Source organism: Rhizobium sp. TH2 (assembly GCF_024707525.1).
Classification (GTDB): domain Bacteria; phylum Pseudomonadota; class Alphaproteobacteria; order Rhizobiales; family Rhizobiaceae; genus Rhizobium_E.
Window position 1 is genome coordinate 2,473,456 of the sequence record NZ_CP062231.1, and the last position, 23,000, is coordinate 2,496,455.

23 protein-coding genes are annotated in these 23,000 nt (G+C 59.8%); 14 read left to right on the forward strand and 9 right to left on the reverse strand.

Annotated elements, in window-relative coordinates; all coding sequences use genetic code 11:
• Together radC and IHQ71_RS12385 are read left to right on the forward strand one after the other, a co-directional pair.
• The gene (gene radC, locus IHQ71_RS12380; RefSeq protein ID WP_374989984.1) at window positions 1-828 is read left to right on the forward strand and encodes a DNA repair protein RadC; all 828 of its coding nucleotides are present in this window, start codon (window positions 1-3) and stop codon (window positions 826-828) included.
• Between the two features lie 110 nt (window positions 829-938).
• A complete protein-coding gene (locus IHQ71_RS12385; RefSeq protein WP_258162247.1) occupies window positions 939-2,075 on the forward strand; it encodes an NADH:flavin oxidoreductase/NADH oxidase in 1,137 nt (378 codons plus the stop codon).
• A 22-nt stretch (window positions 2,076-2,097) separates the two neighbouring features.
• On the opposite strand, the gene IHQ71_RS12390 is transcribed toward IHQ71_RS12385, so the two are convergent.
• The 3 genes from IHQ71_RS12390 to tpiA form a co-directional block, all read right to left on the reverse strand.
• Window positions 2,098-3,726 carry a CTP synthase gene (locus IHQ71_RS12390; protein WP_258162248.1) on the reverse strand — a complete coding sequence of 543 codons (1,629 nt, stop codon included), beginning with the start codon at window positions 3,724-3,726 and terminating at the stop codon, window positions 2,098-2,100.
• 139 nt (window positions 3,727-3,865) lie between these two features.
• Window positions 3,866-4,378 (reverse strand): preprotein translocase subunit SecG, encoded by a 513-nt coding sequence (gene secG / locus IHQ71_RS12395; protein WP_258162249.1) that lies wholly within the window; start codon window positions 4,376-4,378, stop codon window positions 3,866-3,868.
• A 121-nt stretch (window positions 4,379-4,499) separates the two neighbouring features.
• The gene (tpiA, locus tag IHQ71_RS12400) at window positions 4,500-5,270 is read right to left on the reverse strand and encodes a triose-phosphate isomerase (RefSeq protein ID WP_258162250.1); all 771 of its coding nucleotides are present in this window, start codon (window positions 5,268-5,270) and stop codon (window positions 4,500-4,502) included.
• A 199-nt stretch (window positions 5,271-5,469) separates the two neighbouring features.
• Here tpiA and IHQ71_RS12405 point away from each other — a divergent pair, with 199 nt between their 5' ends.
• Window positions 5,470-6,996, forward strand: coding sequence for a caspase family protein (locus tag IHQ71_RS12405; RefSeq protein ID WP_258162251.1), 1,527 nt, complete (start codon window positions 5,470-5,472; stop codon window positions 6,994-6,996).
• Window positions 6,997-7,009: 13 nt separating this feature from the next.
• Complete coding sequence (locus IHQ71_RS12410) at window positions 7,010-7,750, forward strand: hypothetical protein (protein WP_258162252.1); 741 nt, start codon at window positions 7,010-7,012, stop codon at window positions 7,748-7,750.
• Between the two features lie 10 nt (window positions 7,751-7,760).
• On the opposite strand, the gene IHQ71_RS12415 is transcribed toward IHQ71_RS12410, so the two are convergent.
• On the reverse strand, window positions 7,761-8,636 hold the full coding sequence (locus IHQ71_RS12415) for a S9 family peptidase (RefSeq protein WP_258162253.1): 876 nt from the start codon (window positions 8,634-8,636) through the stop codon (window positions 7,761-7,763).
• A gap of 138 nt (window positions 8,637-8,774) precedes the next feature.
• Between IHQ71_RS12415 and parE the strand changes: the two genes are divergently transcribed.
• The 3 genes from parE (at window position 8,775) to IHQ71_RS12430 (ending at window position 12,693) form a co-directional block, all read left to right on the forward strand.
• Window positions 8,775-10,832 carry a DNA topoisomerase IV subunit B gene (parE, locus tag IHQ71_RS12420; protein ID WP_258162254.1) on the forward strand — a complete coding sequence of 686 codons (2,058 nt, stop codon included), beginning with the start codon at window positions 8,775-8,777 and terminating at the stop codon, window positions 10,830-10,832.
• Between the two features lie 119 nt (window positions 10,833-10,951).
• Complete coding sequence (locus tag IHQ71_RS12425; RefSeq protein WP_258162255.1) at window positions 10,952-11,566, forward strand: PilZ domain-containing protein; 615 nt, start codon at window positions 10,952-10,954, stop codon at window positions 11,564-11,566.
• A 533-nt stretch (window positions 11,567-12,099) separates the two neighbouring features.
• The gene (locus tag IHQ71_RS12430) at window positions 12,100-12,693 is read left to right on the forward strand and encodes a transglutaminase-like cysteine peptidase (RefSeq protein ID WP_258162256.1); all 594 of its coding nucleotides are present in this window, start codon (window positions 12,100-12,102) and stop codon (window positions 12,691-12,693) included.
• 93 nt (window positions 12,694-12,786) lie between these two features.
• Here IHQ71_RS12430 and IHQ71_RS12435 read toward each other — a convergent pair whose 3' ends face one another.
• Complete coding sequence (locus tag IHQ71_RS12435; RefSeq protein ID WP_258162257.1) at window positions 12,787-13,107, reverse strand: DUF6949 family protein; 321 nt, start codon at window positions 13,105-13,107, stop codon at window positions 12,787-12,789.
• Window positions 13,108-13,235: 128 nt separating this feature from the next.
• Here IHQ71_RS12435 and IHQ71_RS12440 point away from each other — a divergent pair, with 128 nt between their 5' ends.
• The 3 genes from IHQ71_RS12440 (at window position 13,236) to IHQ71_RS12450 (ending at window position 16,012) form a co-directional block, all read left to right on the forward strand.
• Entirely contained in the window at window positions 13,236-13,955 is a 720-nt protein-coding gene (locus tag IHQ71_RS12440) for a hypothetical protein (protein ID WP_258162258.1), read from the forward strand.
• A gap of 241 nt (window positions 13,956-14,196) precedes the next feature.
• Window positions 14,197-15,618: a D-alanyl-D-alanine carboxypeptidase family protein gene (locus IHQ71_RS12445; protein ID WP_258162825.1), complete on the forward strand. Its 1,422-nt coding sequence runs from the start codon at window positions 14,197-14,199 to the stop codon at window positions 15,616-15,618.
• Window positions 15,619-15,745: 127 nt separating this feature from the next.
• A complete protein-coding gene (locus IHQ71_RS12450; RefSeq protein ID WP_258162259.1) occupies window positions 15,746-16,012 on the forward strand; it encodes a hypothetical protein in 267 nt (88 codons plus the stop codon).
• On the opposite strand, the gene IHQ71_RS12455 is transcribed toward IHQ71_RS12450, so the two are convergent.
• Together IHQ71_RS12455 and IHQ71_RS12460 are read right to left on the reverse strand one after the other, a co-directional pair.
• The gene (locus tag IHQ71_RS12455; RefSeq protein ID WP_258162260.1) at window positions 16,013-16,450 is read right to left on the reverse strand and encodes a DUF1489 family protein; all 438 of its coding nucleotides are present in this window, start codon (window positions 16,448-16,450) and stop codon (window positions 16,013-16,015) included.
• A gap of 51 nt (window positions 16,451-16,501) precedes the next feature.
• Window positions 16,502-17,899 (reverse strand): L-serine ammonia-lyase, encoded by a 1,398-nt coding sequence (locus tag IHQ71_RS12460; protein WP_258162261.1) that lies wholly within the window; start codon window positions 17,897-17,899, stop codon window positions 16,502-16,504.
• A 156-nt stretch (window positions 17,900-18,055) separates the two neighbouring features.
• Here IHQ71_RS12460 and IHQ71_RS12465 point away from each other — a divergent pair, with 156 nt between their 5' ends.
• From IHQ71_RS12465 to IHQ71_RS12475, 3 genes are read left to right on the forward strand one after another with little or no spacing between them, the layout of a single operon-like run.
• Window positions 18,056-18,748 (forward strand): DUF599 domain-containing protein, encoded by a 693-nt coding sequence (locus IHQ71_RS12465; RefSeq protein WP_258162262.1) that lies wholly within the window; start codon window positions 18,056-18,058, stop codon window positions 18,746-18,748.
• A 25-nt stretch (window positions 18,749-18,773) separates the two neighbouring features.
• Complete coding sequence (locus IHQ71_RS12470) at window positions 18,774-19,739, forward strand: heparan-alpha-glucosaminide N-acetyltransferase (protein WP_258162263.1); 966 nt, start codon at window positions 18,774-18,776, stop codon at window positions 19,737-19,739.
• Between the two features lie 29 nt (window positions 19,740-19,768).
• Window positions 19,769-20,242: an isoprenylcysteine carboxylmethyltransferase family protein gene (locus IHQ71_RS12475; protein WP_258162264.1), complete on the forward strand. Its 474-nt coding sequence runs from the start codon at window positions 19,769-19,771 to the stop codon at window positions 20,240-20,242.
• On the opposite strand, the gene IHQ71_RS12480 is transcribed toward IHQ71_RS12475, so the two are convergent.
• Together IHQ71_RS12480 and mgtE are read right to left on the reverse strand one after the other, a co-directional pair.
• A complete protein-coding gene (locus IHQ71_RS12480; protein WP_258162265.1) occupies window positions 20,243-20,629 on the reverse strand; it encodes a MerR family DNA-binding transcriptional regulator in 387 nt (128 codons plus the stop codon). It lies immediately after the preceding gene.
• Between the two features lie 72 nt (window positions 20,630-20,701).
• Entirely contained in the window at window positions 20,702-22,129 is a 1,428-nt protein-coding gene (mgtE, locus tag IHQ71_RS12485) for a magnesium transporter (RefSeq protein WP_258162266.1), read from the reverse strand.
• A gap of 351 nt (window positions 22,130-22,480) precedes the next feature.
• Here mgtE and IHQ71_RS12490 point away from each other — a divergent pair, with 351 nt between their 5' ends.
• Window positions 22,481-22,990 carry a Spy/CpxP family protein refolding chaperone gene (locus tag IHQ71_RS12490; protein WP_258162267.1) on the forward strand — a complete coding sequence of 170 codons (510 nt, stop codon included), beginning with the start codon at window positions 22,481-22,483 and terminating at the stop codon, window positions 22,988-22,990.
• Window positions 22,991-23,000 lie beyond the last annotated feature (10 nt).

Below are 23,000 nucleotides of genomic sequence, written 5' to 3' on the forward strand. Positions count from 1 at the left end.
ATGAGCAATTCCTCCGGCATTCCCCGCGATCCCCTGGACCCGGACAGTTCAGGGGCAGGTGAGCCGGTCGAGGATGAACGCGGCTTCTTCTCGGAAACAATGCCGCGCAAGAATGCGCTCAAGAAATCAACACCTCTCAAGGACGCCAACGGCGCCGAGGCGCATTATCACGGCCACCGCGAGCGGCTGAGGGCCAAGTTCCGCGACCTCGGCGATACCGCGCTAGCCGACTACGAATTGCTGGAACTGCTGCTCTTCCGCTTGATCCCCCGCCGCGATACCAAGCCGATCGCCAAGACGCTGATCGACCGCTTCGGTTCGCTGGCCGCCGTCCTTGGTGCGCCGATCCATCTGCTGCAGGAGGTCAAGGGCGTCGGCGAGGCTGTCGCCACGGATATCAAGCTGATCGCCGCTGTCGGGCACCGCTCGCTGAAAAGCGGCATCACCGGCAAGAAGCTGCTCAGTTCCTGGTCCGCGGTCATCGAATATTGCCACGCCGCCATGGCCTATGAGACGAAGGAGCAATTCCGCATCCTTTTCCTCGACAAGCGCAACCAGCTGATCGCCGACGAAGTGCAACAGCGCGGCACGGTGGACCATACGCCGGTCTATCCGCGCGAAGTGGTCAAGCGGGCGCTGGAACTCTCGGCCACCGCCATCATTCTCGTCCATAACCATCCCTCTGGTGACCCGACCCCGTCGCGCGCCGATATCGACATGACCCATACGATCATCAATACGGCCAAACCGCTCGGCATCTCCGTTCATGATCACATCATTATCGGCAAGGAAGGGCATGCAAGCCTCAAGGGGCTGAGGCTGATTTAGAAAATCATTCCTCGCAATCATGATTTTGATTACCTAGTTTGTGATGGCCCTCGCAAGGCAAGACCGCCGCCTCGCGGCACGTGTCCTCACATCAGATTGCAGGCCAGTTCATGTCCCAGCTATTTTCTCCCATCACATTCCGTGAACTCACACTCAAGAACCGCATCACCGTCGCCCCCATGTGCCAGTATACGGCGCGGCACGGCTTCGCCAACGACTGGCATTTCGCCCATCTCGCGCGCTTCGGCATCGGCGGGTTCAGCCTGGTGACCGCCGAAGCGACCGCTGTTTCACCAGAGGGTCGCATTTCCTACGGCGATACCGGCCTATGGAGCGACGAGCAGATCGAACCCTTCCGCCGCATCGTCGATTTCCTGCATTCGCAGGGCGCGGCGGCCGGTATCCAGCTTGCCCATGCCGGCCGCAAGGCCTCGACCCCGGTGCCGTTCCGCCCCAACCCGACCGACGAGGAGAAGGCGGCGATTGCCTTCGAGGACTGGCAGCCGATCGCGCCGAGCCCGGTCATCCATTCGCCAACCGCGCCTGGTTTCAGGGAACCGCGCGAAATGACGATCGAGGATATCAAGCGCTTCAAAACCTCATTCGTGGAAGCGGTGTTTCGTGCGGAAAAAGCGGGCTTCGACGTCGTCGAAATCCACTCGGCGCATGGCTATCTGCTCAACCAGTTCCTGTCGCCGCTCGCCAACAAGCGCCAGGACGAATACGGCGGCAGCCGCGACAACCGCATGCGTCTGCTGTTGGAACTCACCGAGGAAGTCCGCGCCGCATGGCCGCGGGCGAAGCCGCTCTTCGTACGGATTTCGGCATCCGACAATCATCCGGATGGATGGACGATCGATGACAGTATCGTTCTGGTCGGCAAGTTGAAGGCGCTGGACGTGGATGCGGTCCATTGCTCATCGGGCGGCTTCGATGGCGCGGCGTTCAATCCGAAAGCGCTCTACCAGCTGCATTTCTCGACCACGATCCGCAAGGAAACGGGCGTTCCAACTATCGCGGTCGGGCTGATCACCAAGCCGTCCGAGGCCCAGTCGATCATCGAGAATGGCGATGCCGACCTGGTCGCGATAGCACGTGCGGCACTCGACGACCCAAACTGGGCGGTCCATGCACGGCTTGCGCTCGAACATTCGGAAGGCGCTTACGCAAGTTGGCCGCCGCAGGCTGGCTACGCGGTGCGCAACAAGGACCGCGCCCTCAAGCAGCGCGCCTTCGAACAGGCTTGATCAAGAGAAGATTTGGGCCGCCTCAGACGAGGCGGCTCTGCTCCAGCGCCGCTTCGATGAAGCTGGCAAACAGCGGATGCGGCTCGAACGGCCGGCTCTTGAGTTCGGGGTGATACTGCACGCCGACGAACCACGGATGATCGGGATATTCGATCGTCTCCGGCAGGACGCCGTCCGGCGACATGCCCGAAAATACCAGCCCGCAATCCTCCAGGCGTTCCTTGTAATCGACATTCACCTCATAGCGATGGCGATGCCGTTCCGAAATCTCGGTCGAGCCGTAGATATCAGCGATCTTGGTGCCCTTGTTGAGCACCGCGCGATAGGCGCCGAGACGCATCGTGCCGCCGAGATCACCGCTTGCGGAGCGCTTTTCGAGTTCGTTGCCCTTCACCCATTCCGTCATCAGGCCGACGACCGGCTCGGATGTCTTGCCGAACTCGGTGGAGGAGGCCTTCTCGACGCCGGCGAGATTGCGCGCGGCTTCAACCACGGCCATCTGCATGCCGAAGCAGATGCCGAAATACGGCACCTTGCGCTCGCGGGCGAACTTTGCCGCCTGGATCTTTCCCTCGGAACCGCGCTCGCCGAAGCCGCCGGGGACGAGGATGCCGTGGACCTTTTCGAGATAGGGCGACGGGTCTTCCTTCTCGAAGATTTCCGATTCGATCCAGTCGAGCTTGACCTTGACCTGATTGGCGATGCCGCCGTGATAGAGCGCCTCGATCAGCGACTTATAGGCATCCTTGAGGCCGGTATATTTGCCGACGATGGCGATGGTCACTTCGCCCTCGGGATTGTGTATCCGGCGCGAAACCTCTTCCCAACGCTCCATGCGCGGCTGCGGCGCTGGCTCTATACCGAAGGCTGCCAGCACTTCGTCGTCGAGGCCTTCCTTGTGATAGGCGATCGGCACGTCGTAGATGCTGGCGGCATCGAGCGCCTGGATCACGGCCGATTCCCGCACATTGCAGAACAGGGAAAGCTTGCGGCGCTCTGGTTCGGGAATCTCGCGATCGGCGCGCACCAACAGGATATTCGGGTGAATGCCCATCGCCTGCAGTTCCTTGACGGAGTGCTGTGTCGGCTTGGTCTTCAACTCGCCGGCAGCCGGGATGTACGGCATCAGGGTCAGATGGACAAAGACAGCCGAATTGCGCGGCAATTCGTTGCCGAGCTGGCGGATCGCCTCGATGAACGGCATCGCCTCGATATCGCCGACCGTGCCGCCGATCTCGCAGAGCACGAAGTCGTAGCCTTCGTTGCCTTCGGTCACGAAGTTCTTGATTTCATTGGTAACGTGCGGAATGACCTGGACCGTGGCGCCGAGATAATCGCCGCGCCGCTCCTTGTCGATGATGTTCTTGTAGATGCGGCCGGTTGTGATGTTATCGGTCTTGGTCGCCGAACGGCCGGTAAACCGCTCGTAGTGTCCGAGATCGAGATCGGTCTCTGCGCCGTCGTCGGTCACGAACACTTCACCGTGCTGTGTCGGGCTCATCGTGCCCGGATCGACATTGAGGTAGGGATCGAGTTTGCGGAGCCTGACCCTGTATCCGCGGGCCTGAAGCAGTGCACCCAGTGCTGCGGATGCGATTCCCTTGCCTAGGGAAGAAACCACACCGCCGGTAATAAAAACATATCGCGCCATGGGCTTTACCCCCTACTGCTTTGCGGATGATTCCGCCAGAAGAAATTCTTGGTTGCTGACGTTTTCCCGTGGGCACGCCATGCCCATGAAAAAACCGGCAGGAAATTCCCGCCGGTTTTGTATGCCTGTGCCGAGGAGGTTATTGCGGCAGAGCCGGCTTTTCCTCTGATGTCGTGTTGGTCTTGGTGTCCGCAGGCTTGGTGTCGGTAGAGGTGATCGGATCGGCCGGCTTGACGTCGGTCGTGGTCGCGTCGGCCGGCTTCTGGTCGGCTGCAGGATCGGCGGCATTGGTATTGTCGCCGCCGAGCGGGATCGCGTTGGGATCGGCCGGGACTTCCTTCTTCTCCTCCGTCTTGGGCGCCAGCGAATCGAGAAGATTCTTGTCTCCCGTCGTCGTGGTCGGGAGCCGGTCGAGAATGTCGGTGGGCTTGGATTCGTAGCGCGCCAGGATACCGAGGCCCAGCGAAGTGACGAAGAACAACAAAGCCAGGATGGCCGTCGTCCGCGTCAGCGCGTTGGCGGTGCCGCGTGCGCTCATGAAGCCAGAGCCGCCGCCGATGCCGAGGCCGCCGCCTTCCGAACGCTGGATCAGTACAACGCCGACAAGCGCAAGCACGATCATCAGATGAATTACGATGAGAACGGTCTGCATATATCCAATCCCGCCCGCCGGGCGGCGGACAAATGTCTAGAGTTGGCGCGCTATTACACGAGCCTTGGAGGATTTGAAAGCCCTCGGCGCGCGATTTTGGCGGCGCTTCCGGGCGCTGTCGTCAGGCGATCAGATCGCCATAGACCCGAGAGATGGCGAGGAAGTCCGATGATTTCAAGCTGGCACCGCCGATCAGCGCACCATCAACGTTGGCGACAGCCATCAATTCACTCGCATTCGAGGGCTTGACCGAACCGCCATAGAGAATGCGCATCTTGGCCCCCTCGCCGCCGAAGCGGGTCTTGAGCTCGGCGCGCATGAAGGCATGCGCCTCCTCGACATCGCCTGTCGTCGGCGTCAAACCGGTGCCGATAGCCCAGACCGGTTCATAGGCGATGACGACGGTCCCGGCCGTCGCGCCATCCGGAACCGAACCGGCAAGCTGCGTTCTGAGAACATTGAGCGTCGATCCACCCTTGCGCTCGGCTTCAGTCTCGCCGATGCAGACGATCGCGGTCAGCCCGGCGGCAATGGCTGCTTCCGCCTTGGCGCGAACCAGAGCGTCGCCTTCCTTATGCAGCGTGCGACGTTCGGAGTGGCCAACAATCGCAAAGGTGCCGAAGCAATCGGCGATCATCGCAGCCGAGATATCGCCGGTGAACGCGCCGGACTGTGCCGTGTGGCAATCCTGCGCGCCGATCTTCAGTGGGCTGTCGATGACGAGCGCGGTGGCGACGTAGAGCAAGGTTGCGGGCGGGCAGATCAGCATATCGATCTTGCCGGACAATGCCGGGGCACCGTCGGCCATCGCCTTCAACTCATTGAGTGAATCTCGCGTACCGTTCATTTTCCAATTGCCCGCGACCAGCGGCCGGATGCCCAGAGTTGTCATCGTCTTTTCCCATCCAACAGAATTTGCTGAGGTGAACTACCAGAAAGCCTGAAAATTCCGCAAGCGAAAGTTAAGAAGACGTCATCGCGCAACATTCCGGCTTAAGAATAAAACAATCACATTGACCGTATCGGATTCAACGACTTCAATCTTTCCAGCGGATTCGATATAATTGCCGCCGGGACCGAGGAACACCTGGATGTCCGCCTACATTCGCATCAGCCGGCCATTGGTTGGCCTTATCGCGATCATGCTGCTCACGATCTCGGTCGTTGCCGCTGAAGCGGCCAACCGCGTAGCGCTCGTCATCGGTATGTCGAAATACCAGAGCATTCCCCAGCTTGCCAATGCCACCAACGACGCAACCGTCATCGCCGAGAAACTCAAGGGCTTGGGCTTCGAGGTCGATATGGCCATCGATCAGCCGCTCGCCGATCTGGTCTCGACGATGAATTCATTCTCCTTCAAGTCCGAAACATCGGATATCGCGCTCGTCTATTATGCGGGCCATGGTGTCGAACTCAACGGCCAGAACTTCCTGATCCCGGTCGACGTCAAGATCGCCAAGCCGTCCGACATCGGCGCGCAGGCGATCACGCTCAAGCATCTGCTGGCGTCGGTCGAGCATGCCCGCAAGCTCCGGATCGTCATTCTCGATTCCTGCCGCAACAATCCTTTCGCCGACTGGCCCGTGCAGGAAGTCGCCAAGGCCGGCACGGAGGAGTTCGATTCCAATGCGACCCGTTCGATCAGGCGCGCCGGCCTGTCGGCACCATCGGTCGACAAGGGCATGCTGGTCGTCTACGCGGCAAAGGATGGCGAAGTGGCGCTCGACGGCGAAGGCGGTCACAGCCCGTTCGCCCGCGCGCTGATCGAAAACCTGCCGGCACGTAATGTCGAGATCGGCATGATGTTCCGCCAGGTGCGCGATGCCGTCATCAAGGAAACCAAGAACAAGCAGGAGCCGCATTTCTACGGCTCGCTGTCTGGGGTACCCTTCTTCCTCGGTGGGGCCGACATGAATGTCGCCTCGCTCACCGATCGCAAGCAGGCGTGGGGCTCGCTGGCGCCCGACCAGGCGCTGCAGCTGGCCTCGCTCGCCGACGAAGGTAATGTCCGCGCCATGATCGGCCTCGGCTACATGTCCCTGTCCACCAACGACAAGGCCCGCTTCAACCCGGAGAAGTCCTACGAGCTGTTCTCCAAAGCAGCCTCGGAAGGCGACCCGGAAGCCATGTTCGAGCTCGGCAAGCTCTATGAAAAGGGCATCGGCACCAAGCAGGACGTCGCCAAGGCGCTTGAGCTTTACCAGAAGTCCGCCGATCTCGGTTTTGCTGACGCCATCAACGATCTCGGTTTCCTCTATTACCAGGGAGCGAGCGGCCTGAAGCGCGACCAGGCCAAGGCCGTCGAGCTTTTCCTGCAAGCCGCCGACCTGCGTCACCCGCAGGCCATGTACAATGTCGCGGCATTGATCGATGACGGCGTGGTCAAGGGCAAGACGCCGGACGATGCGGCGAAGTATCTTTATGCCGCCCTTCGCTCGGGCGTGAAGGATGTGCTCGAACAACTCGAGACCAACCCCAATCAGTTCAAGCCCGCAACGCGCAAGGCACTACAGGCGGAACTCGCCCGCAACAGCCTCTATGCGGGCAAGATCGACGGGTCCATAGGCAAAGGCACGCAGCGCAGCATGCGCATCGCTTTCGGTGAAACGGTAGAATAACGGGGACGGACATATGTATATGAGAGCGACGGCATTCGCGGTGAGAACGTGCCTTGCGTTTTGCATCGCCTTTTCAGGCGTCGTTCCTGTCTATGCCGGCATCCCCGCACCTCGGACATTGTCATCGCCGGATCTCAACGCGATCGACCTCCTGTTCAAGGCCCAGACGGTCGATCCCGGCGGCGGCGACGGCGGCGGCGATCCTCCTGGTGACGGTGGCGGCAATGACAGCGGCGGCGGCAAGACCAGCCCCGGCCAGGGCGGCAATTACGAGGGTCGCGAGCGCGAGGAATTCCGCATAAGCCGGTATGAGACCGATCGTATCATCCAGGATTTGCGCTTGGTACGCCGCGAATGCAGCAATTATGACGAAGTCTATCGCATCGATTGCCTGCGTCAGGGCATCGACATGGTCGTAGCTTCCATGCCGGACGGCGGCGACTACACTGAAGCCAAACGTATCCTCCGCAAGACAAGCAAGCGCCTTGGCTCGATCGTCTCCAAATATCAGGATCGCGACGCGCCAAAGCTCGTGGCTCCCCGCAACGCCAATCCGCGCTTCAAGAAGCGCCGTACCTATCGTGCCGTGAAGCAGGAAGCCCTGCCGCGCGCGATGGCTGAGGCAAATGCCGCAGTCTCGGAGGCCGCGACACAGCTCCTCCGTTCGGCCGAGAATTCCGAACGCCGCTACGCCCATTACCAGCAGATTTCCCTGGCCGTGGATTCGACCAAGGTCCTGCTCCGCTCAGGTTGATGCTGGGGCTCTACTTGAGAATCCAGTTCAGGGTCACGCGCCAGTCCGTCATGCGGATTGGCGTGCCGTGCGAGCCGGTGTTGAAAAGCACAAAACGCGTCGGATAGTGTTTGCCGATCAGGCTCTTGTAGAGCGCATATTGATCCTGCCAGCGATAGACATTGTCGTCGGAACCGTGGCTGAAGAACATCGGCAACTTCGCGGCATAGGCAGCGCTCCTAGGGAACGCTGGATTTGCGGGACCGCCAAAGATCATCATGCCGGAAAGCTGGCCCGACGCGGTCGCGTCATCAGTGATCTTCCAGCAGATGGAGGTGCCCATCGACGCGCAGGTCAGCACGATCTTTGCCTGCGGCGCGGAGGCATGGACATAATCGATAAGCGCCGAAACGTCCGCCGCCCCCTGGTCTTGGAAATCCTTGGCCGAGGGCGCGAAATAGACGCCCGAATTCTCGTCCACGAGATTTTTGAGGCGATTGAAATTGCCGCCGAAGGTGAAATCGTTGGCACCCAGCTTGCGATCACCGCCCCGGCCATGGACGAAGATCACCGCGAAGCGCGCCGAACGCAGCTTGCCGATATGGAAGACATCGACGGAGCGGCCCTGATGCTCCACGGTCTCGAAATCCTGGCGCCAGCGGACACCGAGCGAAACATAGTCGCCCTTGACCCGGCGCTCCAGGATCTCGTCCCGCTTGTGGATGTCGCGCATCTTGTCGTAATCGACCTTCAGGAACGCACCGTCATCGGCCTGTTCGAGAATGCCCGGATAGGCAAAGAGCTTGTCCTTGAAGCTTGCGAGTTCGCCAGCGGCAGCCGAAGTCAGCATGAGAATCGTTGAGAAAGTAGCGATCAGCATCCTTCTCGGCAAACGAACTGTGGACATCAGGCCTCCATCCTCGCTATCTCGGCCCGATATCTTGCCATTCAAGTCTCGGACACGCCATTCTCTATATGTTCGCGTATCATTGTGCCATCTGTCAGAATCCAATGATTCGCGGAACGAACGAGCCGACTGGAACACATGAGCCAAGCCCTTAATCTTTTCGACGATATGCCCGAGGCCCCAAAGCCCGAACGGAAGCCCGCCGCTGCTGGCAATATGTCGCCACCTCCGCCGCCACCGCCGACAACCACGTCCATGCCAGAAAAATCCGGCGAGGACTATGGCGCGTCCTCGATCCGTGTCCTCGAAGGCCTGGAACCGGTCCGCATGCGGCCCGGCATGTATATCGGCGGCACCGATGAAAAGGCGCTGCATCACCTGTTTGCCGAAGTCATCGACAATTCTATGGACGAGGCGGTGGCAGGCCACGCCAATTTCATCGAAGTCAGCCTTGATGCCGAGGGCTACCTGACGGTCAGCGACAATGGTCGCGGTATTCCGGTCGAACTGCATCCGCAGGTTCCCGGCAAGTCGACGCTCGAAGTGATCATGACCAAGCTGCATGCCGGCGGCAAGTTCGACGGCAAGGCGTATGAGACGTCGGGCGGCCTGCACGGCGTCGGCGTATCGGTGGTCAATGCGCTTTCCGATTTCGTCGAGGTCGAGGTCGCCCGCAACAAGCGGCTCTATCGCCAGCGTTTCTCGCGCGGTGTCCCACAGGGTCCGCTGGAGGAGCTGGGCGAAATCCACAACCGGCGTGGTACGCGCGTGCGCTTCCATCCCGATCCGCAGATTTTCGGCGCGCATGCGAAATTCGATGCCGGCCGGATCTTCCGCATGTCGCGCTCGAAGGCCTACCTCTTCGGCGGCGTCGAAATCCGCTGGAGCTGCGATCCTGCGCTGGTCGAAGGCAGCGAAACACCTGACAAGGCGGTCTTCCACTTCCCCGGCGGCCTCAAGGATTACCTCGCCGCACAGATCGGCAAGGAATTTACCGTCACCCGCGAAATCTTCTCCGGCAAGACGGAGCGTGGCGGCCATGGATCGGTCGAATGGGCCGTGACCTGGTACGGCGGCGACATGATGCTGCATTCCTATTGCAACACCATCCCCACGCCCGAAGGCGGCACCCATGAAGCGGGCTTCCGCATCGCGCTGGCCAAGGGCCTCAAGGCCTATGCAGACCTCACCGGCAACAAGCGTGCAGCCAACATCACGACGGATGACGTGATGATCTCGGCGGCCGGCATGCTGTCGGTCTTTATCCGCGAACCGGAATTCGTCGGCCAGACCAAGGATCGCCTGGCGTCCGTCGAAGCGCAGCGCATTGTCGAAAACGTCATCCGCGACCCGTTCGACCACTATCTCGCCGATAACCCCAATGAGGCGGACAAACTGCTCGAATGGGTGATCGAGCGTTCGGACGAGCGCATGCGCCGTCGCAAGGAAAAGGAAGTCAACCGCAAATCAGCGGTGCGCAAGCTGCGCCTGCCGGGCAAGCTGGCCGATTGCTCGCAGAATTCAGCCGACGGCGCCGAACTCTTCATCGTCGAAGGCGATTCGGCCGGCGGCACGGCGAAGCAGGCGCGCAACCGCGCCAACCAGGCCATCCTGCCGCTCAGGGGCAAGATTCTGAATGTTGCCTCTGCCGGCCGCGAGAAAATGGGCGCCAACCAGCAGATCTCAGATCTCATCCAGGCACTCGGCTGCGGCACCAAGAGCAAATACCGGGACGAAGACCTTCGCTACGAGCGCATCGTCATCATGACCGACGCCGATGTCGACGGCGCCCATATCGCGTCGCTGCTGATCACCTTCTTTTACCAGGAAATGACGGAACTCGTGCGGAAGGGCCATCTGTTCCTTGCCGTGCCGCCGCTCTATCGCATCACCCAGGGTGCAAAGACGCTTTATGCACGGGACGACGCGCACCGGGCGCAATTAATGGAAACCGAGTTCAAGGGCGGCAAGAAGGTGGAGATCGGCCGTTTCAAGGGTCTCGGCGAGATGTCGACCGGTCAGCTCAAGGAAACCACGATGGATCCGGCGAGCCGCACGCTTCTGCGAGTCGAAATCGACGAAATCGACTTCGAAGGCACGCGGGAAGCCGTGGACGGCCTGATGGGCACCAAGCCCGAGGCACGATTCCGGTTCATCCAGGAACGGGCGGTTTTCGCCGACAATCTCGATATATGATCGATAATCGGATTTGTTCGTACGAGCGCTGAATCCGTAGGAGTTTTGTCACACAAAAAACGCTTCGTTAACCTCGCCGCCCTATTATTCAATCCATAGGCGAAAATGGATTCTCGAATATGCCGGCATTCTCGACGACAGCACCCGCGGCCGCTCGCATCCAGATACAGAACAACTCGAACGAACGCGTGGTTGTCAATCTCAGCGGTCGTCTCATGTTGTCGAGCAGCTACGCGGAATTCGATTGCAAGGCAGTCGAAATGTCGCCGTCGGAAGTCGTCTTCCAGTGCGCGGCATTTCCCGCGATCGGCGAACGGATCGTCGCCTATGTCGATCATATCGGCAGGCTGGAATGCACCGTTACCCGCCATGTCGATCATGGCTTTGTCTGCAAGATCAGCACGACCGACCGCAAGCGCGAGAAACTCGCCGCCCAATTGACCTGGCTTGCCAACAAGCATCAGTTCAACCTGCCCGAGGATCGCCGCCACGAGCGTGTCGCGCCCAACAACAACACGTCCGAACTGAGCCTCGACGACGGCCGCAACTATCCCTGCCGCATCATCGACCTGTCGATGTCGGGCGCTGCGGTGGAGATCGATGTTCGCCCCGCCATGGGCACACCGGTCAGGCTCGGCAATATGCGCGGCCGCGTCGTCCGCCACTTCCAGGAAGGCGTCGCGATCGAATTCGCCAACGTCCTTTCCCGCGAAGGCCTGCAGATGCTCGTCTGACGGCATCAAAAGAGCAGAGTTTTCAAGCCGGCGCCATGCCGGCTTTTTCGTTTCCGGGCGTTGGTTGCCGTTTGGCAATCCTCTGTTTACCAAGAAAAGCCGCAAATCCCGCAAATCAGCGCCTTTATTCTGCCCCAAATGGACAGGTCTCCACGGCTGTCGGCGGCCTTTCCATAAGCATTTTCCAAACAGACAAGCAGCTGCATTGAGCTAGGCCAGTCCATGGACGCTTTGCTCCAGATATCCTGGCGGCACCCCCCAAACCTTTCATCGCTCACAACAATTCAAGAACATAACTATTTTTCAATAACATAGGCAGCCGCCTCGATCTGCCGAGATCCTATTCCCTAAGATTTTCATCAAATTCAGCTCAAACAATAATCAAATACACATCAAATAAAGAAAGAGTTTCACTCTAATTCTCGCTTCATTTTATATTTGTTTTATTCTATTTAATACTTGATTTTACTATCAATATTGGTGGGCGATAAAAAACTGTGTGCCATTGTCTTCCCACAACGGGGAGACACCAAATGACAAGAACATTCCTGAAGGGGCTTCTGACGACCGCACTGTTCGGCCTCGCTACATCAGCCTATGCGACGCCAGCCAATATGATCACGCTCGGCAAGACGAACCCGCCGATCGGCCATTATGAATTCTGCAAGGTCAATACCGGCAAGTGCGGACCGACCAATGACGGCGGTCCGATGCAATTGACCGAAGCAAAGTGGAAGACGCTGCTCAAGGTCAACTACAACGCCAACAGCTCGGTCGAGCCGTTGACGGACCAGGAAATCTACGGCGTAGAGGAGAAGTGGGTCTATCCCAAGTCGGTTGGTGACTGCGAGGACTATGTCCTCCTCAAGCAGAAGATGCTGGTCGAGCGCGGATTTTCACCCTCCGACCTGCTGATCACCGTCGTGCTGCAGCCGAACGGCGATGGTCATGCCGTGCTTGTCGTGCGCACCGATCGCGGCGACTTCGTGCTCGACAATATGCGCAACAAGGTCCTGCTCTGGTCGGACACGGAGTACACCTATCTCAAGCGCCAATCGACGAAGAACGCTGCCCAGTGGGTCAAGATCGAGGACGATCATTCGCCAGCGGTTGGTAGCCTGCAGTAACCGCCACACCTAAAGGGCCCGGTCACACCCCGTATCCCCGTCCCCGGCCGAGCCCAGCTTGCCGGTCCCGTATCCCCCGGGACCGGCATTTTCTTAGACCGGCAGCACGAACTGCACGCCGCGCAGCACCACATAGCCGTAGATCGTCGCCCAGCCGACGGCGATGAAGGCGCCGGCGGGAAGATCGCCGGCACCCAGTGACTGTTCCTTCCACCCCTCGATGAGCTTTTCGACCAGCAGGCCCGGACCTGCGATCACCGCCAACAGCCACGGCGAAAGCCGCGTCTCAATCTGGAATCCATCATGCTGCACCGGCATGCGGGCTCCCACAAACGCCCTGAGGCCATCAAGTATGGCAAGCGGCAGGGCGAGCCCGACGACGACGCTAACGAAAAGATCACCGGCATTAAACATTGGTTAACCCTAAACTGGTTGCTTCTCAAAAGCATGAGGTGAGCAAGCGCCGTGCCAGCATTTTTTGCGTCAGTCTGGCACAGGCACCACGCACGATACTTCCGCCAGGCAACCAACGGATGATGACGATGACGACCGCATCCGACACCGACGAGTCCTTGATATCCAATCGCTTGCTGTTCCGGCTGACGGCGGCAATTGGTGTCCTCGCCGCCCTGACAGCCTTGATCAGCGTCGCGGGCAAGAACTATGGCGACGAACTGTCCCTCGGCGGGCATACCGCGTCCACGGAGATCCAGCATGTCATCGTCGGCCATGATGTAATAGCGCTCCCCGCCAATGTGATCCGCTTCGAAAGCCAGCGTCGCAGCGGCCCCGCCGATGCAGTCAGCGTCTATCTGTCCTGGCCACCGATGGAAGGCTATTCGCACACCAATGCCCTGGCGTTCTCCAATCCGGCCAATACAGAGGCGCTGGTTTTCGCCGACTTCTCGCAAAGCGTCATGTCGCGCGATATGTCAGGCAGGCTCGAGCCGATCTATGAAAGGCTATTCACGGGCAAGCCACGCTCCGGCCCTTCCGGCCTGGCGATCCACGATCTCTCGGAGAAATCGGGCTTCGGCGACGAGAAGCTGTTGACGGGAACGACAAAGACCGGCGCCGTCTATGCCGTGCGCTGCATCCTGCCCAGGTCGAGGGCACATGCCACCGCGGCCGATTGCCAGCGCGACATCCATGTCGGTCGCGATCTCACGCTGCTTTACCGCTTCTCCTCCAATCTTCTGCCGCAATGGGAGAAGATCGATATCGCCATGCTGGAATTCGCCACCAGGCATATCAAGCGATAGAACGGCAAATTTATTTGATTTCAATACTTTGTGAACCATCCCGCCCGAAATTAACGCTAAACGCATTTTTTCCTTCAATGGCACAGAAATGTCTCAACTTATCATTCATCATAAACTGATTGGTAACGCTAACTCGGTAGATTTTTTCCAATCACGCCGGACCTCCCGACGGCAGACTGAAACAAAAACAAAGAGTAGCATTGTGTCACAGTTCAAGTTCGTATCGCCTTCGATCGAAGGCATGCACCATCCGCTTATCAGGGCTTTTTGGTCGCTTGCATTGGCCGTGTTGATCGGCTTTGTTTTTACTGCCGAAGCCTTCGCCGGACCCCGCCCCGCCAGCATCGTCATCGATGTGCGCACCGGCAAGATCTTGGCTTCGGAAGATCCGGACGGCCTGCGTTATCCCGCCTCGCTGACCAAGATGATGACGCTCTATATGGTGTTCGATGCTCTCGAATCGGGCCGCATCTCGCTCAATACCCGTGTACCGGTCTCGGCCCATGCCGCCGCCCAGCAGCCGTCCAAGCTTGGCGTCCGCAAAGGCAGCACCTTTACCGTCGAACAGGGCATTCTCGCTCTCGTGACCCGCTCCGCCAATGACTGCGCCACGGCTTTCGCCGAATTCCTCGGCGGCACCGAGCCGCGCTTCGGCAAGCTGATGACCTCCAAGGCCCGCCAACTCGGCATGACCCGCACCGTCTACCACAATGCCAACGGCCTTCCGGATGCGCGCCAGGTGACCACCGCCCGCGACCAGGCCCGCCTTGGCATCGCGCTGCGCAAGCACTTCCCCGAATATTACGGCTATTTCGCCACGCGCTCCTTCAGATACGGCAAGCAGGTTATCGGCAACCACAACCGCCTGCTCGGCAACGTCCGTGGCGTCGATGGCATCAAGACCGGCTACACCCGCGCTGCAGGCTTCAACCTGGTGACATCTGCCCAGGCTGATGGCCGCTCCATCGTCGGTGTCGTGCTCGGCGGCAAGTCTGGCCGCTCACGCGATGCCAAGATGCGCAAGCTGGTTGAGACCTATCTGCCAAAGGCATCGCGCAAGGGCAAGATGAACGACTTCATCGCCAAGGCCGAGCAGCCCGCAGTCGTCGAAACCGCCTATGCCGAACCCGAGCAGGACACCGAAGTCGAAGTCGCGACCCGTGCGCTTGATCTTCCGCACAACGGTCCGGTGCCGGCCACCCGTTACGAGCAGGCCGAAGAGGAAGTTGCCTCGGCTGACGACACTCTCGTGCCGGTGATCCGCACCAAGACGGTCAAGATCACCAAGTCCAATCGTGCTGCGAAGGTCGTTCTCCCGGAAGAGCCTGTTGGCGAAGATGTCGCCGAAGCCGAGGCGCCGGTCCGCGAAGAGCAGAAGGTCGATCAGGTGACCACCGCCTCCACCAAATCCGATATCTCGGGCTGGGTGATCCAGGTCGGCGCGGCACCTGAAAAGGACCAGGCCATGAATCTCCTGCAAAAAGCGCAGGACAAGGGCGGCAAGGTATTGCGTTCCGCCACTCCCTTTACCGTCGCCTTCGTCAAGGGCGAAGAACAGCTCTTCCGCGCTCGCTTCGGTGGCTTCTCCGATCAGGATGAAGCGGTCCGCGCCTGCAAGGTGCTGAAGCGCAAGGGCGTCAGCTGCTGGGCAAGCCTGCAGTAAAACGAATTCGGAGAGCCGCAGGAGGGTATCCCGCGGCTTTCCATGACGGTGATCCCGTCGCGTTAGGAATACGGGAGGCTCGCCTCCTGGCTCAAAACCTCGATTTGTATTGCGTACGAGGCAACCCATGGCACAGAACGGCAACGTATCCGAGTTCAAGTCCAAGACTTCAGGCAAAGCCGGCAAGTCGATCGGGCTTCATCCGCTGCACGAGGCGGCGATGAAGCTGGCGGGCATGGGGCTCAACCGCTCCCATTCCAAGACCCGCGATCTCGTTGCCATGCTGCTCGGCCATGGGGCACGCGCCTGGCGTGCCGGCCAGCCGGAAGTCAGCCTCCACCTGCACGTAAAGACGCCGAACGGCGCTCACCCGATCCGGCTCAGGCTTCGCTGATCAGAGCAGGCCGAGTTCGGCAAGCTCGCGCTTCAGCTCGGCCGGCATGTCCTTCTCGGATTGTCCCGCCTCGAAGAGATCGCGCGGCGCATCCTTCGTCTCAAGATACCGCCAGCCCTGGAACGGCCGCTTCGGCTGCGGCATGGTCTCGATGACCTGAGGTCCGAGGACAAGCTTGCACCGGCCGATGCCGTCGACATCTGTAAACTCTACGAGATCGAGCAGCGGCTGGCGCGCGCAAAGCTGGCCCTTGATCACCCAATAGAGCGATCCGCCGTCGAGAAGATCGGCCACCCGCTTGGGTGTCATGCGCGTCGTGTGCGAGGAGTGCGGCTGATGACCGGAGGCGATGGCGATGAGCGACCGCTCCGTCACCCACTCCCTGAGATCATCGATCGACTCACAGCCGACGCAGAGCTTGATGAGATGAAGTGCCATGCCCTCTTCTCCGCCAAGTCGCCGCAATCGTCAACACGGACGCCACGGATATCAACACTCTACCACGTTGACGGCGAGGCCGCCGGTCGAGGTTTCCTTGTATTTCTCGTTCATGTCGTTGCCGGTCTGGCGCATCGTCTCGATGCAGGCGTCGAGCGGCACGAAATGCTGGCCATCGCCCTTCAGTGCCAGTGACGCGGCAGTGACCGCCTTGACCGCACCAAGTGCGTTGCGCTCGATACACGGCACCTGTACCAGCCCGGCAATCGGATCGCAGGTCATGCCGAGATGGTGTTCGAGCGCGATCTCGGCGGCGTTCTCGATCTGCTCGGGCGTGGCACCCATGACGGCGGCGAGACCGGCGGCCGCCATCGCGGCAGCCGAACCCACCTCCCCCTGACAGCCGACCTCGGCGCCGGAGATCGAGGCATTGTGCTTGATGATGCCGCCGATCGCAGCGGCCGTCAGCAGGTAGTCGCGGATGCCATCCTGATCCCAATCCTCATGGAAATGCTGGTAGTAGCGGATCGTGGCGGGAATGACGCCGGCCGCACCATTGGTCGGTGCCGTGACGATCCGGCCACCGCCGGCATTCTCCTCGTTGACCGCCATGGCATAAACCGAGAGCCAATCGTTGGCGAGCAAAGGGTTGATCTTGTTGGAGCGCCATTCCTCCTGCAGCTTGTCATGGATCTGGCGCGCACGTCGGCGCACCTTGAGCCCGCCCGGCATGATGCCATCGACCGCCAGACCGCGATCGATACAATTGGTCATCGCGTCCCAGATCTTGTCGAGCTTCGCGTCGAGATCGTCACGGCTCATCGAGACTTCCTCGTTGGCGCGCTTCATCTGGGCAATCGACAGACCGGAGCGGTTTGCCATCTCAAGCATCTGCTTTGCCGACGCGAAGGGGTATGGCACCTTGACGCTGTCAGGCTTCTTGGCGCTGCGTGCTTTTTCCAGCTCGACATCGGTGACCACGAAGCCGCCGCCGATCGAGTAGTAGACCTGCTTGAGCAAAAGCCGCCCTGCCCCGTCGAAGGCCGAAAACGTCATGCCGTTGGCGTGGCCCGGCAGCGGGTTCTTCTTGTCGAGGACCAGATCATCCTTCGGCCGGAAATCGTAGGCCGGATGTCCCGGCGGGTTGATCTTGCCCGTGCGCTCGACTTCCGCGACAAGTGTGTCCATCTGATCCGGATCGACGCTTTCGGCATTCTGGCCGGTCAGTCCGAGAATCACCGCCCGGTCCGAACCATGCCCAATGCCTGTATAGGCGAGCGATCCGTGCAGGCTTGCCTTGATCGCGGCCACCTTCGCCCCTGAGGGACGCGGCCAGTCCGGCGACAGGATCAGTGCTAGAAAGGCGTTCGCCGCCGTCATCGGTCCCATCGTGTGGGAACTCGACGGACCGATGCCGATCTTGAACACATCGAACACGGATAGAAACATGAATGACCGCCTTGCCGCCTCGGGTTAATTCCACAGACCATCTTATGGCAATTCGCGAGCTTGCGCGCGATGGACTTTCCGCCACACGCTGCTACGCTCGCGACATATCAGGATGCTGCTATCAATATAGGCACGAATCCCCTTATCAGTAGAGCCATGACGCATCTCGACTATTTCGCTTTGGTCTTCTTTATCGCCACCTGGGGCGGCTTCAACTGGCTGACCAGCGTCGAGCGGCAATCATCCCACATGAGCATCACGCGCGCCATGGCGATCCACCGTGCCCGCTGGATCCAGAATTCGCTCGGCCGCGACCTGAAGATGATCGATACCCAGATCATGGCGGGATTGCAGAACGGCACAGGCTTCTTCGCCTCGGCATCACTCTTCGCACTCGGCGGCTGCTTCGCGCTTCTCGGCGCCACGGATCAGGTCGAGGCCCTGTTCCGGGATCTGCCGATCATGCTGCAGGGTGGACGCCAGGGGTTCGAGCTGAAGGTCGGCGGTCTCGCGATCATCTTCGCCTATGCGTTCTTCAAGTTCGGCTGGTCCTACCGTCTGTTCAACTACTGCTCCATCCTGTTCGGCGGCTTGCCGATGCATGCGGAGACCATGAAGGAGCCCGAACGCGCGGCAAAGGCAGCCGAGCGCGTCATTGCGCTCAACATAATCGCCGCCAAGCATTTCAACGCCGGCCTCAGGGCGATTTTCCTGTCGATCGGCTATCTCGGCTGGTTTGTGAACGCCTATGTCTTTATGGCAATGACCGTGTTCGTTTTCTTCGTTCTCATCCGCCGCCAGTTCTTCTCGGAAGCGCGCCGGGCGATCCTCAAGGACATGGAATTGTGATGCCGCATTCGCTGCGGAGCCCCCGATGACGGAAACCGCATCCCCCGAGAAGGCCCCGACCGGCAAACGAATCGCATGGCTGGATATCCTGCGTGGCGCAGCTTTGATCGCCATGGCGAGCTATCATTTCCTCTGGGATCTCAGCGATTTCGGCTATCTCGAACCCGGCTATCCCTCCGTGGGATGGCCGAGGATCTATGCCCGCGTGATCGCCTCGACCTTCCTGTTTCTTGCCGGCTTCTCGCTCGTCCTCGCTCATCGCAACGGCATTCGCTGGAATGTCTTCTGGATACGATTCGGCAAGATCATCGCCGCTGCAGTGCTCGTCACCGTGGCGAGCTATTTCGCCATTCCTCAGGGTTTGATCTTCTTCGGCATCCTGCATGCGATCGCCCTGTTCAGCCTTGTCGGCCTGATTTTTCTGCGCGTGAATCCAATCTTCGCGGTGTTGGCCGCGGCTCTCGCCTTTGTCGCGCCGCTCTATCTCAAATCGGACGCCTTCAACGATCCCTGGTTCTGGTGGCTCGGGCTTTCGACGAAGACACGGACGAGCTTCGACTACGTGCCGCTCCTGCCCTGGATCTGCCCGTTCCTGCTGGGCATGGCCGCTTCCCGCCTCGACCGCGTCCAGAGCCTGCTGCGACAATATGCTTCTGGGGACAGCGATGAAAACCGGCTCCGAACCGCATTCAGCTTCCTGGGCCGCCACAGTCTCGTCTTTTATCTCGTGCACCAGCCAATCCTGATTTCGATGCTCTTCGGTTTCTCGCTGATCTACCCGCCCGATCCGGCGGCAGGATTTGTGGGAAAATGTGAGGCCGATTGCAGGGCGACGCTCGATGCGCAGTTCTGCACGCGTTTCTGTGGCTGTGCGCTGGATGAACTGCAAAAGCAGAACCTGTTCACCGCCTTCCAGTCTGGCGCAATTTCGCCCGCTGATAGTGAGCGCATCGACACGTTGAGAATCGAATGCACCGCACGCTCGGAATGAGCGGCGACGTTCAGGTTGGAATAAGACTTATGAATGCATATCGCGTGAGGCCGCTCAGTTTTCCGTGGACCCCGTTCGTCTATATCGCCGCGATACTGATCGCGGTCGGCCTTGATCGCCTATTCCCTCTTGAGCTGCTCGACGGCTGGTATCTGACGTTCCTCGCCATTGGCAGCGTATTCCTCGCCGTGTCGGTCTGGCTCGGCTTTTCGGGCTTCCGCAAGCTCTATAAATGCGGCACGGCAATGCTGTCCTCAAGCGCCGCCACACGGCTGGTGACGTCGGGCCCTTACCGTTTCACGCGCAATCCTGTCTATCTCGCCTATACGCTGGCGACGCTCGGCGCGGGCATGGTCACCGGCAATGCCTGGCTCATCGCGGCTGCCATCGTCACCGCCGGCATTACGCATGCCTGGATCATCCGCCGCGAGGAGAAACACCTGCTGGCGCGCTTCGGTTTCGAATTCGAAAAATATCGCCGCCGCACCCGCGCCTGGATCTGATCAGGTACTGACGCCGATTTCAGCCAGCCGATTGAGGCAGGATTCCTCGATATTGTCGAGTTCGCCGATCGTCTCGTCGATATCCTTGCGTCGCTGCCTGAGCCCGTCGCGCTTTTCCTCGACCTTCCTGATCAAGAGCTTCAACTGACCGGCTTCGCCGGGTGGTTCATTGTAGACCTGGATGATCTCCCTGATCTCAGCGATCGTGAAGCCGATCCGCCGCCCGCGCAGGACCTGCGCGATCAGATGCCGGTCGGCGGTGCGGTAGAGCCGCGTGCGCCCCCGGCGTTCCGGATGGATCAGCCCTTCGTCCTCGTAGAACCGGAGCGTACGCGTCGAAATATCGAACTCGCGCGTCATTTCGGTAATGCTGTAGAGCTTGGTCACGGAGGACTCCGTTCGAAATGCAGGCAGGATCCGCAAGCTACAGGTTCTTACGTAAAAGTCAATTTTCTGCCGTTACCGCAGGGCGAACCACAGTGTCGCCAGGCCGAGAAATCCGAAGAAGCCGGTCATGTCGGTCATCATCGTGACGAATACTGAGGACGCCACGGCGGGATCCGCTCCGAACCGATTGAGAAGCAGCGGAACCAGGTTGCCGGCAAGCGCCGCCATCATGAAATTGACGAAGAGCGCGATCCCGATCACCAGCCCGAGGTGGTAGTCGTGATACATGAATGACGCGACCGTTCCGACCAGGCAGGCGAAAATCAGCCCGTTGGTGGCGCCGACGCCGAGTTCGCGTCTGATGATGCGGCCAGAATTGTAGATATCGAGATCACGCGTCGCGAGCGCGCGCACAGTCACGGTCATGGTCTGTGTGCCGGCATTGCCGCCCATCGAGGCGACGATCGGCATCAGCACGGCCAGCGCCACCATTTCCTCGATCGTCGCATCGAAGAGCCCGATCACCGTCGATGACAGGAACGCCGTCCCGAAATTGATGAACAGCCACAGGAAACGCGACCGCACCGTCGAGACCACATTGTCCGACAGTTCCTCGTCGCCGACGCCGGCAAGGCGCTTGATATCCTCGTCCGCCTCCTCATGGATGACGTCGACGACATCGTCGATCGTCAGCACGCCGACGAGACGGTCGTTCTCGTCCACCACCGCTGCGGACAGAAGGTCATATTGCTCGAAAAGCTGTGCTGCCTCTTCCTGGTCCATCTCGGCGGGAATCGGATGATTGGTCTCGCGCATGATGTCCTCGACCTTCACCGCGCGCTTGGTGCGCAGGATGCTGTCGAGGTCGACGACGCCCATCAGCTTGAAGGTCGGGTCGATGACGAAGATTTCGGTAAAGCTGTCGGGCAGGTCCTGCTCTTCGCGCATGTAGTCGATGCACTGGCCGATCGTCCAGAACGGCGGCACCGCGACGAATTCCGAGCGCATGCGGCGCCCGGCGGAGCTTTCGGGATAATCGAGCGAGCGGCGCAGCCGTACACGTTCGGTGAACGGCAGCTGAGCGAGAATCTCTTCCCGATCCTCGTCGTCGAGGTCTTCGAGAATGTAGACGGCATCGTCCGAATCGAGATCGGTGATACCCGCTGCGATCGCTTCGTTCGGAATATTTTCAACGATCTCGAGGCGGATTGCCTCGTCGACCTCGGTCAGTGCCGCAAAGTCGAAGTCGTCGCCCAGCAAATGGACCAGCGCGTTACGCTGGTCGGGCAGGATCGCCTCGAGCACGTCGCCCAGTTCGGAAATATGCAGGCTGCCGACATTGCGGCGCAGCCAGATGACGTCGCGGTCGGCAATAGCCGCGCCCACCATGGTGAGGAAGTCACCACGGACCGAACCGTCTTCCGTATAGATATCGGAGAGCTCAACCTTTTCTTCAGGTTCAGGGGCGTGTTCGATTTCGTCCGAGCTATCTTGCGACATAGCCAAGCCCCTTTTGATCCTGAAGTACCTTGCCAACGAAAACCCGCGTTTGATGCAGGAAATTCCCGTGATGGCTTGCTTACATGAGCTGTTTCTCTTTCCGGCCGATTTCTCTCGCCGACTTCGTGCTAGACGAATTTGCAGTCCGGGTCCAACAAAAAAGAGAACCCGTCCGGCAATTCTCCCCACGATGATTAAATTCAAGAAAATCAAAAGCCTGTGCGCACTTTCGGAGACGTGAGGAATGCGCTTTCGGGCTTTACATTACTTTACACCAGCGACAACCGAGGGAAACAGACAGCGGCTATCTTGCAGTCATCGGAAACGACGAACCACGGAAAGGACAGTCTGATGACCGAGAACAACATTGGGCCGGAAATCGAGATTCTCCCCCCTGAAAAGCCCGGCTGGGGTCGCAAGCTGATCATCGGCGGCGTGGCCGTCGTCACGATCGCGGGTGCCGGCGCATATGCCTTCGCCAACAACGACGATTGGGGCGGACGCCACAAGTTCATGCGCGGCTACATGGAATACCGGCTTGACCAGATGCTGACCGATGCCGGCGCATCGGACGACCAGAAATCGAAACTCAAGGCGCTCGTCACGTCGACCGTGGACGAGGTTCGCCCGGACAGGGAGACACGGATGGCCATGCGAGACGAAATCATCAAGCTTATTGAAGCTCCCACCATCGACCGGACTGCGATCGAGGCTCTGCGCGCCAAACAGATGGCTCAGTTCGAAGAACGGTCGAAAACCATTGCCAAAGCGGTTGCCGATGCGGCAGAAATCCTTACCCCCGAACAGCGCATGAAGCTGGTCGAGGAAATGAAGGAATTCGGCCCTCACGGCCGCTGGTAAAGGTTGATGG

What these genes read in the sequence shown, in the direction of transcription:
- IHQ71_RS12430 (WP_258162256.1), top strand. Translation starts at nt 12,100, where the DNA reads ATGACAAGAACATTCCTGAAGGGGCTTCTGACGACCGCACTGTTCGGC.
- radC (WP_374989984.1), top strand. Translation starts at nt 1, where the DNA reads ATGAGCAATTCCTCCGGCATTCCCCGCGATCCCCTGGACCCGGACAGT.
- IHQ71_RS12410 (WP_258162252.1), top strand. Translation starts at nt 7,010, where the DNA reads ATGTATATGAGAGCGACGGCATTCGCGGTGAGAACGTGCCTTGCGTTT.
- IHQ71_RS12425 (WP_258162255.1), top strand. Translation starts at nt 10,952, where the DNA reads ATGCCGGCATTCTCGACGACAGCACCCGCGGCCGCTCGCATCCAGATA.
- IHQ71_RS12465 (WP_258162262.1), top strand. Translation starts at nt 18,056, where the DNA reads ATGACGCATCTCGACTATTTCGCTTTGGTCTTCTTTATCGCCACCTGG.
- parE (WP_258162254.1), top strand. Translation starts at nt 8,775, where the DNA reads ATGAGCCAAGCCCTTAATCTTTTCGACGATATGCCCGAGGCCCCAAAG.
- mgtE (WP_258162266.1), bottom strand. Translation starts at nt 22,129, where the DNA reads ATGTCGCAAGATAGCTCGGACGAAATCGAACACGCCCCTGAACCTGAA.
- IHQ71_RS12445 (WP_258162825.1), top strand. Translation starts at nt 14,197, where the DNA reads ATGCACCATCCGCTTATCAGGGCTTTTTGGTCGCTTGCATTGGCCGTG.
- IHQ71_RS12440 (WP_258162258.1), top strand. Translation starts at nt 13,236, where the DNA reads ATGACGACCGCATCCGACACCGACGAGTCCTTGATATCCAATCGCTTG.
- tpiA (WP_258162250.1), bottom strand. Translation starts at nt 5,270, where the DNA reads ATGACAACTCTGGGCATCCGGCCGCTGGTCGCGGGCAATTGGAAAATG.
- IHQ71_RS12415 (WP_258162253.1), bottom strand. Translation starts at nt 8,636, where the DNA reads ATGTCCACAGTTCGTTTGCCGAGAAGGATGCTGATCGCTACTTTCTCA.
- IHQ71_RS12450 (WP_258162259.1), top strand. Translation starts at nt 15,746, where the DNA reads ATGGCACAGAACGGCAACGTATCCGAGTTCAAGTCCAAGACTTCAGGC.
- IHQ71_RS12460 (WP_258162261.1), bottom strand. Translation starts at nt 17,899, where the DNA reads ATGTTTCTATCCGTGTTCGATGTGTTCAAGATCGGCATCGGTCCGTCG.
- IHQ71_RS12455 (WP_258162260.1), bottom strand. Translation starts at nt 16,450, where the DNA reads ATGGCACTTCATCTCATCAAGCTCTGCGTCGGCTGTGAGTCGATCGAT.
- secG (WP_258162249.1), bottom strand. Translation starts at nt 4,378, where the DNA reads ATGCAGACCGTTCTCATCGTAATTCATCTGATGATCGTGCTTGCGCTT.
- IHQ71_RS12385 (WP_258162247.1), top strand. Translation starts at nt 939, where the DNA reads ATGTCCCAGCTATTTTCTCCCATCACATTCCGTGAACTCACACTCAAG.
- IHQ71_RS12405 (WP_258162251.1), top strand. Translation starts at nt 5,470, where the DNA reads ATGTCCGCCTACATTCGCATCAGCCGGCCATTGGTTGGCCTTATCGCG.
- IHQ71_RS12390 (WP_258162248.1), bottom strand. Translation starts at nt 3,726, where the DNA reads ATGGCGCGATATGTTTTTATTACCGGCGGTGTGGTTTCTTCCCTAGGC.
- IHQ71_RS12490 (WP_258162267.1), top strand. Translation starts at nt 22,481, where the DNA reads ATGACCGAGAACAACATTGGGCCGGAAATCGAGATTCTCCCCCCTGAA.
- IHQ71_RS12475 (WP_258162264.1), top strand. Translation starts at nt 19,769, where the DNA reads ATGAATGCATATCGCGTGAGGCCGCTCAGTTTTCCGTGGACCCCGTTC.
- IHQ71_RS12470 (WP_258162263.1), top strand. Translation starts at nt 18,774, where the DNA reads ATGACGGAAACCGCATCCCCCGAGAAGGCCCCGACCGGCAAACGAATC.
- IHQ71_RS12435 (WP_258162257.1), bottom strand. Translation starts at nt 13,107, where the DNA reads ATGTTTAATGCCGGTGATCTTTTCGTTAGCGTCGTCGTCGGGCTCGCC.